Raw genomic sequence first — 19,376 nt, 5'->3', positions numbered from 1 at the left:
AAAGGCCGAAACCCTAAACCGCCTAACCCGCGTCGCCAATCTCGTCAGCGCCGCGCCTCGTCGGTGGAGGCGGGTTATAGGGCCCTAACTCCGACCTGTAAATACCTTTTTGGCAAAAAATGTCAGAAAACCGTAAAAGAGGCTCAAACGCCCGGATTTCCAATGTTCATTCGCCAAATACAACCAAATTCCACCTAGTTTATTAGCCGTTTTTGCGTCCTTTTAGATTTCTAACCACACAGAAATACAAATGGGATTCTACTAAGTACCAGTTTCCGTGAAACTTGATTCGCCCCCGAAGACATCAAGATCAAATCAAAGCGGGCTCAGGGCAGCCATTTGCCCTTCACACAATACAACTGGAAAGCCGGCAAATTTAAAGCTGTGCACCGCGAGGTGAGGTGAGCCCACACTGCCTGAACGCCAAAATCGATCTTCATTCTGTGTGCGTTAGCGCGCGGCAAATTGTCCGTGCAGCCGTGAGACATCCGCCGATATCGCGCCACCTGCAAACAGTGGGGTAACGTCACAGAACCGTGGTTGTTGCCGATCTTTGTCTGAAAGCACGGCCTGCTGACCATAGAGTTCCCAGTCAATTCCAAGGTCGGGGTCATTCCATGCAATGCCGTGATCATGGCTGGGACTATAATAGTCAGACACCTTGTAGATAACGTGGGTATCGGGCCGTAACGTTTTAAAGCCATGCGCAAATCCCGGAGGAATCCACAACTGATACCAGTTTTCGGCACTCAATTCGATTTTGATATGGCGTCCAAAAGTCGGTGAATGCGGACGGATATCAACAGCGACATCAAGAACAGCGCCCTGAACAACCCGCATCAGTTTGCCTTGCGCATGGGGTTCGGCCTGATAATGCAAACCGCGCACCGTATTGATCGGATGACTGATCGACTGGTTTTCCTGAACCAGATCGACATCGCCGATTGCATCCCGGAATTCGTCGGCCCGAAAGGTTTCGGCAAAAATACCGCGTGGGTCACGATGTCTGTTGGGCACAAACAAAACCGGGCCTTGAATTTCAAACGTGTCAAATTCGGTTAGCATTGGCTAGTCCTCCTTGATCGTGATCGGCACGCGGACAAGTTGGCGCGAAACCCGCCAACGATCCTTGTAGGGTTTTGGCATTAAACGGACAAAAACCAGACTGGCTTGGTCATCAACGGTGCCATACAAACGGTCCATGCTGTCGTCATCAATGATCGACGGATAGGCCACAAACGGTTCACCTTCATCAGCATCACGACGCAATGGTTGAGCATATAGAAGTTTCGGTGCGGACCAGTTTTTCAGATCACTTGAGGTGGAGTAGAAGAACCCCGAGATATCAGGCTGATCCTTTTTACGGATACGGTGCAGATATACAGTAATAAATGTATTGCTGGCTTCATCACGCACCAACCCACGGATCGACGACACGCCAACTGGTCCAACGCGTGCACATTCGGTTTGCCGCACCGACCATCCTGCGTCGGTCAAGGTGGCGGCTTCTTCAAATTCCGTTCCGTTCCAGACATCCCACCGTGATGGGTCATTGGCAGGTGCGCGCACCAGACAGTTGCGCGACTCTTCCCAGTTATCCGCGCGGCGCCAGACAATGGCGTAAAGATAGTTCTGCCAGGAAATGATATTGGTCACCGTCACATAACTTGGCGCGCGTTTGCGATCATCCCGATAGGGTTTTGGCGGCGGAAACGGTGCGTGATGCGGCGGGTTGCCGAGATAATCAAACGTCTTTCCACCATTCGTGGATTTTAACGTCACCAATCCATTGATCCAGCAATCGGTCCGCTTGGTGCGGTCTTTGCACGGCATATCATGGCGATAGGGCATGAAGCTGGCACTGCCAAGTGCATATACGTTCTGCCCATCGTTTGTATAAATCGCCTGCAACCATGTCCGGTCATCAAGCAGGTCAGGCGATGCCTTGCCTGCGGCCATAAAACGGCTATCACAATCAGGCTTGAGACTATTAAACCCATAGCCAACAAATGCCCGGTTCTGGAAGTTCGGGGCAAACATCACCATTTTGCCTTGGGCATTGCGAAAGGCCCTTGCGGGGGAGTCTGGTAAATGATGGTTGTCACACCCTGAAACGTCACTATCGAATATGACTTTTTCGGATCCAGAGACGGTCACTTCAGTTGCAGCCACGGGCGGGTTCCAGCCGACAAGACCACCAAGAGTCATACCGGCGGCAAAGGCCATGGTCGCGATCATGCGTCGTGATGGATTCAGTCTGGGCACAGCAAATTTCCCTGTCATCATCAGTGGGGAAAATACGAGGCACATGGCGTTCTGGGGGAACGACCATGTGCCTCAGGCAGCAATGTCACGCCGCCTCTGCGACATAGGGAGTCGGGACGCGACCAAGACGGTGTGCCATGCTGTTTTCTTCAAGGAACTTTTTCAGCTCCCCAAAACGCTGCTGATAGGTTTTCTCGAACAGATCGAAATCAGCATTGTCCCAGGCTTCCTCGAACGAGAATTTGTCCATGTAGCGCCCATCGATATATGGAATACCGAGCGTCTTGACGAATTCACGGGTCCGGGTGTCATAGGTGACATAAAGTGCCGGAACTTCGTTCGCGAGTGCCAGCAAATTGCCATGCAGTCGAAAGCCCGTCACAGCATCAAGGGATTGCTCTGCCTTTTCGAAATCGGCAACACTTTCAAAAACCGACAGTGACGACTTATACAAATCAAGAAGCGGATCTTTTGCACCGAACAGCCATTTTTCCGCCGTCAGTTTCTGAACCGCATTCTTCATCACCTGACCATCATTTTCGACTTGCTTGGTACGCGCATAGTAAATCTGCTTTTCTTCAAGTTCGCCTGCACAGAGAATTTCAGTGTCATAGCGTTCTGCCAATATCCGCAACATATAGCGTTGAAGCGTCTGGAAGCCGTGCGTTTTGCGCCGAAGAGTAAAGCCGAGCCTATTGATGGCAGATGCCTCAATGCGCGGCAATTTCAATTCCGGCTTGCAATGACGAAATGCGGTTGGACAGCCAAAAATGCGAACATTTTTGATTCCGATCGAATTCAACGCCTTTTTCGACAGGTTGCCCCGCACCCCAACGGTGGTGGAACGATCAGCAATCAACTGTAAAAAGCGTTTGGTGGACTCATTGACATAGTTTTCCGAATTGTCAGGCACCTGAACACCAATGCCAAAGGCAATCACCGGCACATTGGTTTTTTCAAGAACCGCCGTAATCGGATCCCACTGACCATTGGCATTGATATAGTTCGAGCCGCGCAAAAAGATGTAGTCCAGCTGATTGATCTTTTCGATCTGTGTTTCAGACAGATTGCCGTCTGCAGGCACATAAATCGGGAACAGTTCGGAATAGTCGAGAATGCGCAAGGATGAGTCATAGACAAAACAGTCACCAATATTGGTAAACAGCGTTTTTGCCTTTTCGGGCGCACCATATGTATGGGTGACGACACCGATGTTACCTTCGATCCGGCCTGCGGGCATTAAAACGCCAATGCGGGGCTTACGGCCCGAGGTTGGGGAAACCTGGCTCATAGACATAACTCCTGCTGTCTTGGTTCGCACCGTTGATCGGCGTTATGATCGAACCGTTTGCTCGTATCTGAATAATTCAGTTTTAGATCGTTATGCGGTCAGGCCGCATCCACCTGACGTGTTTTGAGGCTTTCTTCCCAATCAAGCGCGTGGCGCACGATGGCGTCGAGATCATCATATTCTGGCGTCCAGCCGAGCTTTTCACGCACCCGGTCAGCCGCTGCAATCAATGCCGCCGGATCACCCGGGCGACGTTCAGCACGCTCCACCGCAAAATCAATACCCGAAACGCGTTTGACCGCACCGATGACTTCCTTGACAGAGAACCCGCGACCATACCCGCAATTCATCACGTCGCTTTCACCACCGTCTTCAAGGTATTCCAGCGCCAGAACATGCGCCTTGGCGAGATCGGAAACGTGGATGTAATCCCGGATGCATGTCCCATCGGGCGTGTCGTAATCTTCGCCATAAATTGCCATTTGAGGCCTCGCACCCGTCGCGGTCTGACTGGCGATCTTGATCAGATGGGTGGCCTTGCGAGATGTTTGCCCGGACCGACCTTTGGGATCAGCACCGGCAACATTGAAATAGCGAAGCGCGACATATCGAAGATCATGGGCAATCGCTGCATCGGCCAGCATCTTTTCGGTCATCATCTTTGATGTGCCATACGGCGATATCGGCTTGAGTGAAAAGTCCTCAAGGATCGGCGTGCTTTTGGGTTCGCCGTAGACACCCGCTGTTGAGGAAAAGATGAAATGCTCGATCCCGCTATCCACAGCCGCCTGCGCCAAGGCACGCGAATTCACCGTGTTGTTGTAATAGTATTCCAGAGGATAGATCACGGATTCAGGCACAATGATTGAGCCCGCGAAATGCATGATTGCCGTGACGTCATGTTCGGAAATAACCCGACGCACCAAATCATAATCGCCACAATCACCTTCAACAAACGCAGCCCCAGTGGGAACCGCCCAACGATATCCCTGACTAAGGTTATCAAGAACAACGACGTTGCGCCCGCCATCAAGAAGTGCCAGTGCTGCGTGACTACCGATATATCCTGCGCCACCCGTTACAAGTACAGTCATTGCCGTGTCTCCTTGTTGATGTTGTTCAATTTTCTGAACAGCTTTGGGAAAGCACAGCCGCCATGAGTCCCCGATCCGGGACAGTCAAAGCAGCTGTACCGGATGCGGTCACGCCACCTTGCGTTCAAGTTGCGTGTCAGCGTTCATGACATCGACCATTTTGTGATCGATGTTATTTTCGCTCAGGAACAAAGCCATTTCGCGATAAGTCTGGAACCAAGCGCGGTTGAACTTGTCGAACAGGCCTTGATCCCAGTAATCCTCGAGCACGAATTCCTTTGTCGAGAACACGTCATACGACGGGATTTGATAGGTTTCTGCGAATTCGACCGTCCGGCTGTCATAGGTAAAGTAGATCGACGGCACACCGTTCGAGAGCGCCATCAGGTTACCGTGCAGGCGATAGCCCAGAACGCAATCCTTCTGACGGACGAGATCTTCGTAGTCAGATACCACATCCGAATAGAACAGCTTTTCGCGGTAAAGGCGTTCCATCGTATCGTCGAGATACCAATTCTTGACCCAATCGTTGTTCTTAAGCGCCTGCATGGCTTCTTCACGCTGGATGTTAGAGCCAAAGACCAGTTTCTTTTCTTCGGGCTCACCTTGCGCCATCAGGGTCATGTCATCGAAACGACCGGCCAGATGTTTGACCAGATCCCGATGGAAAGTCAGATAGCGTTTAATGTCCTGAGCATACGCTGGCGAGACTTCGCGGCGCAGGGTAATGCCAACATTCTTGACACTTTCAAGGGACGGCAGTTTGATCCGCATATCCGGATTGTTCTGACGAAATGCCGTTGGGCACCCAACGATGCGAACATTGGTAATGCCCAGATCCCATAGAACCTGTGCAGTATAGGCACCACGCACACCAATTGATGTGGTGGAATCAGCCATCATCCGCAGGACGGTTTTGGTCTGATCAGAAAGCTCAAGTTTCCCTTTGACCGGGGCTTGCGCACCGATGCCAAATCCCAGAACCGGCAGTTTCAACCGTTTAAGAACCTCGATCGTGTTCCGCCAGTCCATGTCAGAATGGATGTAGTTCGACCCACGCAAGAACACATAGTCATATTCCTCGCGAAGACGGTCGATGTCTTCCATCTTGGGTTCGGCAATCGGCAGAACACCGAGCTTGTCGTAGTTCATCAGCTTCAGCGATGAATCGTAGACAAAGGCATCACCGATATTGTGATAGTGATCGATGCTCCGTTGAACATCCTGATAGTTGTACCAACGGACGCAGTCGTGGTCGTAGACTTCGCCCGACGGGATCATTACGAGAACGCGCGCCATATTGTGTCTCCTTGGTTGATCACGTTTTTGTTCCGAATTCATGCCGTGCTTGCCACATGTTGCTCAGTGGCGGCTTTTGCAGATAGCAGGCGCGTTTTCAGAACCTCCCGATACTGCGCGAGATGTTGCTCGGCGCATTCCTCATAGGTCGTCACACGAGGGATCCCCTCGCGCATCCGGTCCCAAATCTTGTTGTCGCTTAAAACGTCAATCAGACGGTCGGCCAAATCTTCGGCACTTCCGACACGGAAATGCAGCCCGTTAACCCCGTTTGTGATTTTCTCGGCCATGCCCCCAATGTTCGAACAGATCATCGGGCGCCCATGGAAAAAGGCTTCCTGAATGACCACCGGTGAGTTTTCCCACCAGATCGACGGAATGATCGTCCAGTCGGCAAGCTCCATCAGCTTGGGCATTTCGGTGTTTTGATAGGCACCGTAAAAACGGACCCGATCACCAGCCTTCTCGATAAGGTCGTGGACCTTCTCCTGATATTCAGGGGGTTGGCGTTCCAGATTACCGCCAAAAATCATCAGACGTGCATCATCGCCCCAGATTTCATCTGGCACACGTCCCACCGCATCAAGCAAGATGTCCGCGCCCTTGAACATCGTAAGTTGTCCAAAAAAGGCGAAGCGTGACCGACGCGGCTGTGTTTTGGAAAGTTGGCGGTCCTTGGCCCGTTCATTGATGTCGAGACCATTTTCGATCACCGACATCTTTTCGGCCTTCATGCCCCAATCGACAAAGCGTTTGGCCAGAAACTCACTGGGCGATACGTAATGATCGGCCAGTTCAAGCATCGACTTGATGAACCGTTCACGCCGCAGGAAAGATGCCGGTGAAATGTCGGGGAAGCATCCGTTGCATTCAATCGGGCTTGCCCGGTTGCACAGTTTCGTCCCACCGCTTTTGAGCATCTGTCCGTGGTTGTGGCAGATCGTCAAAAACTCATGGAATGTGAAAAAGATCGCTGTTTCGGGCAAAGCTTCGCGAATGGCGTAGATCGTTTCTAGCCCAAGGCCGAGATAGTGATGGAAGTGAACCACGTCTGGTTCGTAATCTTTCACAAACCGCAGGAAATCACGATCTATCTCGTCCGTGCTGCCGTTTGATAAAAGGAAATGATCATAGTTTTCCGCATGATAAAGGATTTCGTTGTCCTTCTGACGCAGGCTCATCAATGCAGACGCGCCATGACGCGGAACAGGGTTACCGACCCGCGCAAGATAGAAGCTTTCAACCCCATCAAGCGCATTCAAACCCTTATGAAGATTGTAAGAGGCCACTTCGGCCCCACCCAGCGAAATACTGGGATGGCCATGCGAAATAACGAGGACACGCAAATCAGTCGACGGCATTGTTATGGCTCCGCAAGTTTGAGACGACCAATGACCAGCGGCGATCAAACGCCCAGCGGTCAAGACGATGCGAAAGTTCCTCCCAGGCGGGGGCATTGCTTATGGATTGTTCGCTGCCCAGTACTTCGACTTCGGGGATCCAGTAGGATGGTGTCCCGGCCATACGCAGCTTCAGTGCAAGATCGAGGCTCTTTTCGGCCGGACCGATATAGCCGCGCGTAAAACCGTCAGTATCGACAAATGCCTTACGCGGCAGAATGCAGCATTCCAAGGTTCCCGCACTGACTTCGCTTGGTTCGGCATCGGCCAAAACTGCGCAGGGATAGCCGACATACCGGTCTGACAAATACTGACCACCTTTGGCGTCACCATCGATCCATGTCCCTGCCCAACGAACAGAATCGTCTTCGAACAGGATGGTCGGTGACACAAGTGCCTTACTGCCGCGCTTGCGATAAGCGGCCAACAATTGGTCAAACCAGCCATCGTCACGCGGTAGAATATGGGCCGAGACAAGTCCGATGGTTTCTGAGTTGGTTGCGGCAACACCGACCTCAAGCGCGTCACAAAAATCTTCCACCCCTTCGGCGAAAACGATCCGGGTATTGAGTTTGTAAAAGGCCGCAAGACGCAGCATGTCACTGCCAACCAGATCAAAACTTTCAACCGGCCCGGCAATCACAATCGGCAAATGGCGAGTGGCTTGATCAAGTCCCAGAAGTGCAATCGTCACACCAATATCATTGATCGTGTCATCGACACCTACCACCAGAGTTACCGGTGCGTTTTCATCAAAATTACCGATATCGTGGACATCAACAGCATATGGGCTTTGGGCGGCCATGCCCTGTAACATCGGCCCGAACTGGCGTTCGATACTGTTCGATGCGGTGACCGAACGCGGATCAAGCGATGGCAAAACCCGCGACAGCGCCTGACGGGCCGATGCACGTGTCGGGTTTAAGGGGCAATAAGCCGGAAAGGCATCAACAAGTCCCAGTTCAAGATACACCGGCTGGTCAGATGGCGGCGTATCCTCCAACGAACAGAACACCAGGAAACCGTGGTTGTTCCGCGCCGGGTTCATCCCCGAAAACATCGGATCATTTGCAAAGGCACCGGTAACATCTGCACGTGACTGCCGTGTCCAATGATCGTCAATCCGAACAAGTTCACCCCCGACACGCAGCGATACATTTTCCACCGCGCGATCAGGATCAAGCATCCAGCCTGAAATCAAAACACCGCTGCCTTCGATCAGGAGCGAGAAATCAATCCCGATCCGCACCGGACGGTCCAGTTCGGAAACAGTATCGCGACCATCAAAACGATGTGCGGCCATACGCAATTGATGCAGGATGTTCTCAGGGGCTCGAACGCGCCCCAAGACAGAGCGAATATGGGCCGGAACATCGGGCGGTGCGACAAGAACGCGCTGCTGATAAACCTCAATAGAATACCAACCTTCACGCCCGCGGAAATAAACGCGCTTGAGCTTGCCGGGATTAATTGGCTTATCGCCCAGCATCAGCCCGGTCACGCCTGATGCCTCGTCACCAAGATCATCACGTTGAAAATCAGCACTGGTCAATTCCGCCAGGATCGGCGCATCGTCCATGGCGATGACGCGTGTCCGCCCAACCGGGAAGTCGCTTGACCAGCCCTGAATGTAAACCTCACCTTCTTCAAGACCGCCAAGTACTTCGATAAAGCCGTTGCTGCGGGCAGCAATCTGAACAAGGGCCGCAACTTTACGCAGACGTTTTTTGTCCGGGTCCCCCGCAAGTAATGCCTCGATCACACCATCAATGACGGTGGCAAACGCAGGGCCCGCTTGGCCTGCAACAGACGAAAGGATTGATTCAATCCGCTGCTGCCGGTTTTCAATCCGGTATTCGCGTGGTTTGCCCGCCCCACGGAACAATGCGGTTTTAAGGCGACGCGGGGAGACATCCTTCATCGGCAAAAGGGCGACGAAGCCGTATGCATTTTCCTGATCGGTTTCGTTGCGACGCCAACTGATCACCGATGCCTGTATTTTGGCATCGGACTGATTGTTAAGATAAATATCAATAGTCGCTGGCAGGGCATTCCCAACCCCGACCATCAATGCCAAACCATCATCAACCAAGGCGGCAACGACGGTTCTGCCATCCAAAGGCATTCCATAAGCTTCAGTCATGCCCGCACCTCCTTGTCTTTATCGGGGTCTGTGTCTGTCGTCAGCGATGTAAAAAATTTCATGCCCGCACGCTCACCAGACAACCGCGCCAATTGCCAATCCCGCCGTAACCCCGATCAGGCACGACAAGATCAAAAGCGGTGTTCTAAGATCATTGGTGTGGCGTGCGGTCAGGACCGAAAGACGTTCGTCAAATCCGCCAAGTGACTTGTCGAAACGCACCAGAAACACTTCCAGTTCATCCACCCGGCTGGAGATTTCTTCCTGACCGGTCCGAACCAGCTTCACCCCTGCTTCAATGCCATCATCTGCAGATGCCAGTTCGTCCATGCGCTTTGACGCACTGACAAGACGCTTGGCAGCTTCACGCTGTCCGTTCTGTAAAATGTGCTGGGCTGCTAAAAGTCGATCAAGCCGATCAAGGATCTTACTAAGCGGCGCATTTAGCGCAGTGTGTGCTTCCTGTTCGCTTTGCGATGGAATGCGAAGGTCAATTTCTTCGCCGGTCTCGGGAATGACCGCACATACCGAAATGTTTTCAGCGCTGGCCAATGCGGCATCTGGCAGTTCAGCTTCAAAGGCGTGCTTGCCATCACCAATTCCATTGCGACGTAAATCAACGCGTTCGTTTTCCGCTTTGAGTCTTATTAATGCGTGCCCGTTCAGGCGAATGACAACCTCGATCCGCGCATCAGGACGTTCGGGTGACCAAACCCAGCCAAACAGGCGCTTCTGATCAATGGCGTCAACCCGTCCTTCAAGGGTTGGCGTCGCGTCTTTGACATCTGGTGGTGTGCCCGCCGCAATAGTCGCAGCTGGTTGGATGTTATCTTTGATCGTCTGTTTTTCTGCGAGTGCCATAAAGCGCTCCTAAGTAAAATCAGGCTGCAACAAAATCGGGGCGGATCATCTGACGAAACATCACGAGATATTCCTGCGCGACATCATCAATCGCGGCAGGTGCACGGACGTGCCCTGACAGTTTTTTCCAAAGTTTCGGATTGGTTGCACAGTCCTTCATGACACGCGCCAGTTCTGCTGGGTCATCGGGGCGTACATGAATGCCGTCATGACCATCGCGCACCATCTCGGCCATGCCGCCGATGCCACTGGTGATTACGGGACGTCCGTGCTGGAAGGCCTCCTGAATGACAAGCGGCGCATTCTCCCACCATATGGACGGCATAATGACCCAGTCGACACGCGCCATCAGTTCTGCAAGGTCTGCGCGTTCATAAGCCCCTAGCCGGTGAACCTGATGGCCGGCTTTTTCAAACAGATGCTCCATCCGCTCGGTAAATTCGGTCGTCTGGAACAGCACGTCACCATGGATACGAAGATCGAAATCAACATCGTCTTCGACCAGTTTGTTGCTGGCCTCAAGCAGGACATCGGCCCCCTTCCAGGGGTTCAGATTACCGAAATAGCCAAAGACATTGGGCATGCCCGTTCCCATGTCACGTTTGGGGGCGGCGGGAACAGGTGGGCGGCCATTTTGAATGACTGAAATCTTTTCAGACTCAATGCCCCAGTCGACATAGCGGTCCTTAAGAAATTCACTCGGCGAGATGAATTGATCAACAACACGCAGGTGATTGCGCAAATTGACGGCCCGCATGGAATATTGATCCGGGGAAAATCCATCCAATCCACACAGGCGACCAATTGCATCGGCCTTCGTGTACCGCTGTCGGTTTTTACGATTGATCATCAGACCGTCATTCGGGCAAATCTGATAATAGTCATGCAGGGTCATGACGATCCGGCAATGCGGTAAAACACGACGGATCAATGTTGGAAGTTCGATACCCCACAGGACCAGGTGATGAATATGGACAACATCCGGATCCCAGCTTTTCAACAATCGGGTAAAATCGGGGGCAACCGCATAAAGATCGGTTTGCGACATATTGAACCGGTCAAAATGCCCGGCCCAAAACAGCATTTCATCACCGGCCTCATTAATAGCCTGAAAGCTTGTACCCGGACGGCGTTCGCGGTGAACATCATTGGTTGCACCAACAAACAGGGCATCACATTCCGCACGCTTGTAAGCATGGAAAAGATCATGGGCGAATATTTCGGTTCCGCCGGGATGAAGGTCCGGGTGGTTATGCGCCAGCACCATAATACGGGGGTTCATGCGGTCCTCCGTGGTTTTTTGGCAATAAGGAAGTCCTGATAATGCTCGGCCGTTTCACCGCGCCAGCCACCAAAGCTTTTTGAGCTGATTTCAAAGCCTGCTGACGTCAGGACGTTGACGATAAATTCTTCGTCAAACCCGACCGCCGCCATGGGGTTCTCCCCGCGCAGATACCAGCACGGCTGACCTTCGACCTTTTCAAGCCCAGACAGACGCACATCGCTGCCCGGCTTGGCCGGGTCGTCTTGTTCCCGGAGAATGAACGCCGTCAGGAAAATCCGTCCACCCGGACGCAGCACACGAAACACCTCGGAACAATAAGTTTCGATTTCTTCTGGTGGCAGGTGGGTCGCCACCGAGATCATTGCCGTGAAATCGAATGTTCCATCCTGAAAAGGCAATTGCATGCCACGTCCGCCGATGGATCCTTCGGGGTTATAAAGCGAATTTTTGATATCCTGGGTTTCGAACCGGAAATTCGGATAGGCTGGTGTAATTGAACGTTTGCACCATTCAATCCCGTTCGCCACGGGATCAAGTCCGTGATAGATCGCGTTTTCCGGATCCAGAAACTGGGTGAGTGGCACTGCAATCCGGCCAATACCGCAGCCGATATCAAGAACATCATCCGTTGGTAGCAGCCCGGCACGGCGGACAAAATGGCCAAGGAACTCGGCACCAATCATCCGGTAGTCACCATCACCGACAAAAACGGCCTCCTCCGGCGGAACCGGCAGGAAGTGGTTCGCGATGATCTGCTGACATAGCCATTCAAGATAGGTTTCATCCACGGCATCACGGGCCGGGGACTGATGTTCCGACAAGGCGAGAACCTGACTCATGCCGCGGCTCCATGTTTTGTTTTGCTGGGGGAACGTTCCTGGGGAACGCCATTGGCATGGATATCTTCGAGCATGTCGCGCCAACGCGATGCATGCAGCCACGCGTTATATTCGGCCGCAACACCACGCATGTAATCCGCATGGGTCGAGATTGACTTGCGCTCGAAGTGGTAAAGACTGACGTCGGGAATGTACTTTATGTCAAAATCCGCCTGACGAATTTTCAGGCACAGATCGCTGTCTTCGTAATCACCGATGACATAGTCTTCGGTAAACCCGCCGACCTCGTTGAATGCATCCCGATGCAGCATCATGCAGGCACCGGTAACACCGGGTACGGAACGTTCAACGTTGGCATCCCGATACTGATCAGGCATACCTTTGTGGTAGTGATAGTTCAGCCATTTTCCGCTCTCGTTGGGGGCGAAATACATCCCGGCATGCTGGATTGAGCCATCTTCAAACAACAGCTTTGGCCCAACGGCAGCGACTTCTTGTGGACCTCCCATTTTCGAGGCCAACCCTTGCGCCCATCCCGGTGTATGGGGGATGACATCCGAATTGAGCATCGCCAGAAGATGAGAACGGGCAACTTCCGCCCCGGCATTACAAGCCCGCGCATAGCCCCCATTTCGGGTCATCACCACCAATCGCATCGGCATGCCATAAAGAATGTGCAACCCGCGCAAAAGATGTTCGCATTCTTCGGCCTGTTCAGGGGAATCCAGCACAAAAATCAGGTCACAGTTTTTCGCAACCCACGGATCACAGGCAAAGGCACCGACTTGCGCGCGCAGGAACCCCAGCACACGGTATAACGGCACAATGATCGAAACATCCGGGTCTTCGTGCGGCGTGCCCATTTCAATGATGTGATCAACCTTTGCGGACCCCATCAATTTTTGCTGCAGGTCGCCAATCACCGGCGCCAAACAATTTTCGATGATCTCATCGCTCAGATGCTGTGGCGGAACCGCGCGCAAGATACGCGCACGTGCCTCGGCCGGGTCAATGGGCTGTGCCGGTGGCACCATCAAATGACGGTTTCCCGATGTCAGATGCATCACGCTTCTTGGCTGAAGGATTGGTACAGGACTTTGAATGTCCTGATAAAACCCGACAAACCCGGTCGCTGGAACGGTACGGTCTTCGTCTTGAACGTTTCCCGTATACCGATAAAACCCATCGCCAAACGGGTGGGCAATACCATTGCTATCGAGCAGATCGATACTTGCAATCATATCGACAGGATCGCGATACCAGCCGCCAATCAGCGTGCCCCGTGCAGTTGTGACGGCAAGGTCGACTTCACCGCTTGGCAATGATCCACCACCGGCAACTCGCTGACTTGAAAGTGGACAGCGCAACTGAAATTCAATGGCGGCCTTGCTGGCTTTCATATCGGACCGTGCCAGCGCGCCAATAATGTATTCGCGGAGATCAGCATCCGATTTGCCACGCGCCTGCCACCAACGCGACAGGGATGGCAAAACCGTGGTGCCGGGAAGGTGACGAATGGCCAAGGTGCGCACACCGGTCACAACAAGATACGCGCCGTCTTCTGTGCCTGCACGATCGGCAATCATATACACCAGATCCTGCCCTCGCGGCCCCTGATGGCTGGTATGAGGCAACATCGCGAGTCGACGGAAACCTGATGGTGAAACGATAAAAACGGCTTCGATTTCTTTGAACGCCTCGGGCAGCCCGGCGGCAATCAGCATTTTCTGATCGGACAGTTTTGCCAGCGCCTGGGCGCGCTGCGGCCGTTCAACAATTTCGGAAACAAGATGATTAAGAAAGCGGTTGTAACTTTTGCTCAGCCGCAAACGGAACATACTCGCCCACATACCAAGCAAGGTCGACACCAGCGAAAGACGTCCGGAAGGTGTAACACCCTCAATCAGAAGAGATGCATTTGCGAATTCAAAATCGCCATCTGGCTCGATTGTGATTTCGTCTTTACGACCAAGTGTCCCGGCTTCTGCCAGAAACGAGACCGGCTCGTCTTTTGGACGCCTAATCACACGCAACAACCGTGTCCCGCCACTATTTAGAGGAAGACGCAATGTTGCTTGCGGTGAAATCGCGACACCGGCAGCAGTTTCAAGTCTGGGAACCTCCCACAAGCGGGTCGGTGTATCCCAGATCAACATCAAGGTATCTGGGTTGAGCAGACAAACGTCCGGCGCTTCGCCGGTCGTCCGCACAGCATCGGACGAGGCAAATTCAAGCATGACCATCTTTCGCTTAACTTGAAGTTCAGGACGAAACGTCCGCAGCCGTAACTGCGGACGCCGTTTGACGGATTACTGGACGCTAAAGAAGCTATCCGGATCGTCCTGTACGTCTTCTGCATCGACATTGTTAAGGGTGATGGAATCACCATTGCCAAGGTCGATAACGGTGTTGGCCCCAACTTGCGTTGCACGCGCAGCAACATCATCGGCACCTTCAATACCGGTGTCGTTTATATTGCTACTAATGGAAAGCATGTCTTCGCCAGCCTGGAAGTCGAGAACGACATCGTTGCCGCCGCCGCCGGAGAACACGAATGTATCTCCGCCAGAACCACCAGACAGAATATCGTCCCCGGCACCGCCTTCGAGGACATCATCCCCGGAGCCGCCCAGAAGAACATCGTTGCCTTCGCCACCCTGAAGAACATCATCTCCAGAGCCGCCAAGCATGACGTCATCACCAGCACCACCGAGCAAGATATCGTTATCAGCACCGCCGACCAAAACATCATCGCCCGAACCACCGTCCAGAACGTCGTCTCCTGATCCGCCAAGCATGATATCGTCACCCGATCCACCTGACAGAACGTCTTCGCCAGAGCCACCCGACATCAGGTCGCTCCCGCTGCCCCCGATCAGTGCATCGTCACCCGACCCACCAAACAGAAGATCATCACCTTCGCCACCAAGTGCTACGTCGTCGCCTGATCCGCCGAACAAGGCATCATCGCCTTCTTCGCCAAACAGCACGTCGTCATTGCCTTGTCCGAAGATTGTATCGTCTCCGCCACGTCCAAAGATGACGTCACTGAAACGAGATCCGAGAAGCGCATCATCAAAGGCGCCGCCTTCGAGAGTTGCCATGTAATCCTCCTTCGTGTCCCAACATTAATGACATCGCGGGGATATTTCCCTCGCGAGAGGATGGCCGTTCCCTCCAGGCGATCTAAGCACCGCCCTGAACGGCCACTCAGAAAGACTATATTCTTTTACTTTGTTAGTGGAGGGTATTGTGGTGTTTTTATTTTGTCAACATTATGACGTATTTCACTTTTACATGTAACTTTTAATTGTTTATTTAAATAGTATTGTTTTTTGTTTAATTCAAATTTAAAACAACTTTCCAAGAAAAAAGGCTGCCCCGTTAAAAATCTGGGGCAGCCTGATGAAAAACAGGGGAATCTCTTGGTCCGCTATTCCTCGCGGAAGGCCTTATCCATGCTCTGAACGATCGGATCAATCAGGTAATCAATCGCCTTGCGTGGCGTTTTAAGAACCAGAATATTTGCCGGCATACCCGGTCGCAGATTGATATCGTCATATTTTGCCAGCTCTTCGGGGTTAATCGCGGCACGGATGATGTAGTAAGAACTGTCACGCTGCTCATCGACCGTTTGATCAGGCGCGACATATCGCACCTCCCCGATAAGAGGCGAAAGGCGCCGCTGACTATAGGCGGTCAGACGTATTTGCACTTTTGAGCCCACCTGAACAGAATCGATATCCTGCCGATTAATCCGCGCCTCGATCACCAGTGGTTCGTCTTCGGGAATGATATCCATGATCGGCTCAGCCGGGCTGATTACGCCCCCCGGCGTCCTGATCTGAATATTGGCAACCGTGCCTGCCTGCGGTGCTTTCACCTCAAGCCGGTCAAGCACATCCTTACTGGCCCTGATCCGCTGGGTGACATCATTAAACGCAAGCTGTGCTTCCTGAATCTCGGTGGCAATGTCGCTTTGCCACTCCATTTCAATAGATGCCAGATTAATCTCGGCCTCTGCCTTTTGCTGCTGGGCAGCTGCTTTTTGGGCCTTGAATTCCCCCATGTCCCCGACAAGGTCGGACCAATTATTTTCAACCTCAACCAGTTGGGTACGCGTTGCGAACCCTTTGTCAGCCAACTGCCGAATGCCTTTCAGTTGTTCCGCAACCAGTTTTTCCTGACGCGTCCGGGCGTTGATCTGCGACACAAGTGCCTGTGCCTCCGCCTCGAACTGTTCAATCTGTTTGGCCTGCGCGTCCCGTTTGGCGGCATAAACTTCATTGCGCTTGCTAAACAGGCGCTGTTCATCACTTAAAATATCGCCGACATATTCCTCATCACTTGCGGTAAGTTCTTGGGGAAATGCAATATTACCCTGACCACGTTGCTCCGCCCGCAGACGCGCAAGTTTCGCCATCAGACCAAACCGTTCGCCCCGCAACTGACCGATTTCAGATTCACTGCGCGTCCCGTCAAGCAAAGCCAACGTTTGCCCCGCGGTGACGTGCTGCCCCTCGTCAACCAGCAGCTTTTTCAGAATGCCGCCTTCATAATGGTTCACGACCTTTTTCTTTGAATCGACAATTACCGAGCCGGTCGCAACGGCTGCACTATCAAGTTCCGCCGTAAAACCCCACGTCAGAAAACCACCAAAACCCAGTATGATAACTGTTAGCCCGGCAATAATCGGCTTGCGCAGACTTTGGCGCGATGCTTGGCGTTCTTCGGCAAGAATTTGATGCCAGGAAACTTGCTGATCGTCAGACGGAATGACAGCACCACTATCATCAACATTAATGACACGGTTCATGCCGCACCTCCATTTCGCTGGCTGCGCTTCACGGCAGGCAGACTTTTGACATCGTCATTGTCTGTACTGAGACTCTGGATAACATCAGTACGCTCGCCAAACTGCTTGACCCGTCCATCCTGCATCACCAGCAATTTATGGGCGTACTGCATAATGCTTTGCCGATGCGCAATCAGCACAACCATCGCCCCCGACTCGCTGGCTTGACGGACAGCACGGATCAAGGATGCTTCACCTTCGGCATCAAGATTGGCATTGGGCTCATCAAGAACCAACAGACGTGGCCAGCCGTACAGTGCACGCGCAAGCGCAATGCGCTGTTGCTGCCCACCTGAAAGCGTATGCCGCCCGGCCCCGATTGGGGTGTCATAGCCAAGCGGCAGCCGCCCGATCATTTCATGCACACCTGCGGCACGCGCCGCATCGATCACCTTGCGTGGATTGGCGTCTCGCATCCGGCTAATATTGTCGCGGATCGTCCCGTTCAGAAGCGACACCGATTGTGGCAAGTAACCAACCATGTCGCCAAATGAGCCCCGTTCCCACAAGTAAGCATTATGCCCATCAAGGTAAACGCCCCCGGCCGATGGTTTGGCCGCACCAACCAACAGGCGCGACAAGGTCGATTTACCTGCCGCAGATGGCCCGACGACCCCCAGGATCTCACCGGGAAACAGTTCGAAATTGATGGAGCGTAAAACCGGCACATTTGATCCGGGTACCGCATAGACCAGATTATCAACGATCAGCGGACCTTCGGACCGCGGTGTTGGCTTAATCTCGCGTTCCGACTGACTTTCTTCAAGCATGGAGCGGATTCGCTTCCATGACGAAAAAGCCCCAACCCACGCACGCCAGTCACGCGTCACATTGTCAAACGGAAGCAAAAGCCGCCCCATAATGACGGTACCGCCAATCATCGCACCCGGCGTTGTTTCCCCGATAATGACAAGATATGCCCCCATGGCCAGAACGATGATCTGCATGCCAAACCGCGCGGACCGCGTGACAGAATACATCCCCTTGCTGCGCATATTGCCAACATCAAGGAGTTCACTGGCATGAATTTGTGCTTGGCGCCAACGCAGCGAAAGGGCCGGCAGCATCCCCATAGCTTCAATTGCTTCTGCATTTGAAACCGTCGATCCAATGTCGCCAATATTGCGCAAATTGGCGTCGGTGCCTTCTTTGGTGACCTGACGCACCAACAAGTCCCCCAACAGACTTAATCCTATCAGGGTAAGGACAGCGACCAGGCCTGCAATGCCGTAATAGGGATGCAGCGCGAACATCACTCCGAGAAAAATTGGCGACCAGATCGCTTCGAGTGGGGAACTAATGGTCGTTCCGGTGATGAAGTTGCGCAGATCTGATAAGTCCCGCAAAACTTGGGTTCCATGCAGGCTTCCTTTTTCCAGCGCCACCCGCATGGCCGCCGAAATTGCAGGCAAGTTCAACCGACGCAGCAAAGACTTCGCCATTTCCTGAAACACAAGGGCGCGCAGAAAATCTAGAATGCCGTAAAGAATGATGGCTGCAATCGCGATAACCAAAAGCAGGATCAATGTATCCGTGCTTTGGCTATTGATAACCCTGTCATGCACCTGCAGCATGAAAAGCGGCACCGTCAACTGCAAGACAGTGATGAAACCGCTCATCACCCCGGCCCACCCAAGCCCACGAACGAACGTATATCTCGCCTCACGAACAACAGACTTCGCATCAAGCCCAGGTCTAACCTCTTTAGTTTGCAGCGCTTTTGTTGGTTCTTTGCGACCAAAATGCATCGATTTTCATCCAATCGGTCAAAAGTCATAGTTTTTCCGCAATCTACTCACATAGTTGCTCTGACACGATGTTCTACAATAAAATTAAATATGTCGATCTCATGTTGATGATTAGACAATGTAAAAATGAAACGATCAGAAGTATTTCAAAAACAAAAACACTTTCTAATTACTTCTGTTCAACGAGCAAACTTGCGGGAAGTAAGGGACGTGCGGAAAAATCGTTCAAGAGCAACGTCCTGTTATCTTCCCCACACGAAAATTGTGCCAACTCAAACTTGCTTTGGCATCAACTC

14 protein-coding genes are annotated in these 19,376 nt (G+C 52.6%); all 14 read right to left on the bottom strand.

All coding sequences use genetic code 11. The features are described 5' to 3' along the window. Positions 1-450: 450 nt before the first annotated feature. The 14 genes from rfbC to AMM48_RS20635 all read right to left on the bottom strand — a co-directional run bounded on the left by rfbC (position 451) and on the right by AMM48_RS20635 (position 18,951). Positions 451-1,065 (bottom strand): dTDP-4-dehydrorhamnose 3,5-epimerase, encoded by a 615-nt coding sequence (gene rfbC / locus AMM48_RS20700; protein ID WP_102785600.1) that lies wholly within the window; start codon positions 1,063-1,065, stop codon positions 451-453. 3 nt (positions 1,066-1,068) lie between these two features. Next, complete coding sequence (locus AMM48_RS20695) at positions 1,069-2,265, bottom strand: hypothetical protein (protein WP_244271329.1); 1,197 nt, start codon at positions 2,263-2,265, stop codon at positions 1,069-1,071. Positions 2,266-2,350: 85 nt separating this feature from the next. Further along, complete coding sequence (locus AMM48_RS20690) at positions 2,351-3,556, bottom strand: polysaccharide pyruvyl transferase family protein (RefSeq protein WP_102785598.1); 1,206 nt, start codon at positions 3,554-3,556, stop codon at positions 2,351-2,353. 98 nt (positions 3,557-3,654) lie between these two features. Next, positions 3,655-4,650 carry a UDP-glucose 4-epimerase GalE gene (gene galE / locus AMM48_RS20685; protein ID WP_101304799.1) on the bottom strand — a complete coding sequence of 332 codons (996 nt, stop codon included), beginning with the start codon at positions 4,648-4,650 and terminating at the stop codon, positions 3,655-3,657. 108 nt (positions 4,651-4,758) lie between these two features. Then, a complete protein-coding gene (locus tag AMM48_RS20680; RefSeq protein WP_102785597.1) occupies positions 4,759-5,949 on the bottom strand; it encodes a polysaccharide pyruvyl transferase family protein in 1,191 nt (396 codons plus the stop codon). A 38-nt stretch (positions 5,950-5,987) separates the two neighbouring features. Continuing rightward, positions 5,988-7,310, bottom strand: coding sequence for a glycosyltransferase family 4 protein (locus AMM48_RS20675; RefSeq protein ID WP_102785596.1), 1,323 nt, complete (start codon positions 7,308-7,310; stop codon positions 5,988-5,990). Beyond that, the gene (locus AMM48_RS20670) at positions 7,297-9,492 is read right to left on the bottom strand and encodes a hypothetical protein (protein WP_102785595.1); all 2,196 of its coding nucleotides are present in this window, start codon (positions 9,490-9,492) and stop codon (positions 7,297-7,299) included. The genes AMM48_RS20675 and AMM48_RS20670 overlap by 14 nt, the downstream gene beginning before the upstream one ends. Before the next feature lie 72 nt (positions 9,493-9,564). Then, positions 9,565-10,353, bottom strand: a complete 789-nt coding sequence (locus AMM48_RS20665; protein WP_102785594.1) for a hypothetical protein — start codon at positions 10,351-10,353, stop codon at positions 9,565-9,567. A gap of 19 nt (positions 10,354-10,372) precedes the next feature. Then, positions 10,373-11,635: a glycosyltransferase family 4 protein gene (locus AMM48_RS20660; protein ID WP_102785593.1), complete on the bottom strand. Its 1,263-nt coding sequence runs from the start codon at positions 11,633-11,635 to the stop codon at positions 10,373-10,375. Beyond that, positions 11,632-12,477: a class I SAM-dependent methyltransferase gene (locus tag AMM48_RS20655; RefSeq protein WP_102785592.1), complete on the bottom strand. Its 846-nt coding sequence runs from the start codon at positions 12,475-12,477 to the stop codon at positions 11,632-11,634. The genes AMM48_RS20660 and AMM48_RS20655 overlap by 4 nt, the downstream gene beginning before the upstream one ends. After that, on the bottom strand, positions 12,474-14,714 hold the full coding sequence (locus tag AMM48_RS20650; protein WP_102785591.1) for a glycosyltransferase: 2,241 nt from the start codon (positions 14,712-14,714) through the stop codon (positions 12,474-12,476). The genes AMM48_RS20655 and AMM48_RS20650 overlap by 4 nt, the downstream gene beginning before the upstream one ends. A 72-nt stretch (positions 14,715-14,786) precedes the next feature. Then, entirely contained in the window at positions 14,787-15,581 is a 795-nt protein-coding gene (locus AMM48_RS20645) for a calcium-binding protein (RefSeq protein ID WP_101304792.1), read from the bottom strand. A gap of 329 nt (positions 15,582-15,910) precedes the next feature. Then, positions 15,911-17,293, bottom strand: coding sequence for an HlyD family type I secretion periplasmic adaptor subunit (locus tag AMM48_RS20640; protein ID WP_102785590.1), 1,383 nt, complete (start codon positions 17,291-17,293; stop codon positions 15,911-15,913). Next, the gene (locus AMM48_RS20635; protein ID WP_244271328.1) at positions 17,290-18,951 is read right to left on the bottom strand and encodes a type I secretion system permease/ATPase; all 1,662 of its coding nucleotides are present in this window, start codon (positions 18,949-18,951) and stop codon (positions 17,290-17,292) included. Before AMM48_RS20635 ends, AMM48_RS20640 begins: the two co-directional genes overlap by 4 nt. Between the last annotated feature and the right edge of the window lie 425 nt (positions 18,952-19,376).

The sequence above is a fragment of the Thalassospira sp. GB04J01 genome, from assembly GCF_000751115.1.
GTDB lineage: Bacteria > Pseudomonadota > Alphaproteobacteria > Rhodospirillales > Thalassospiraceae > Thalassospira > Thalassospira lucentensis.
The sequence above is the reverse complement of the archived record's forward strand: the minus strand, read 5'-3'. Positions and strand labels throughout refer to the sequence as shown.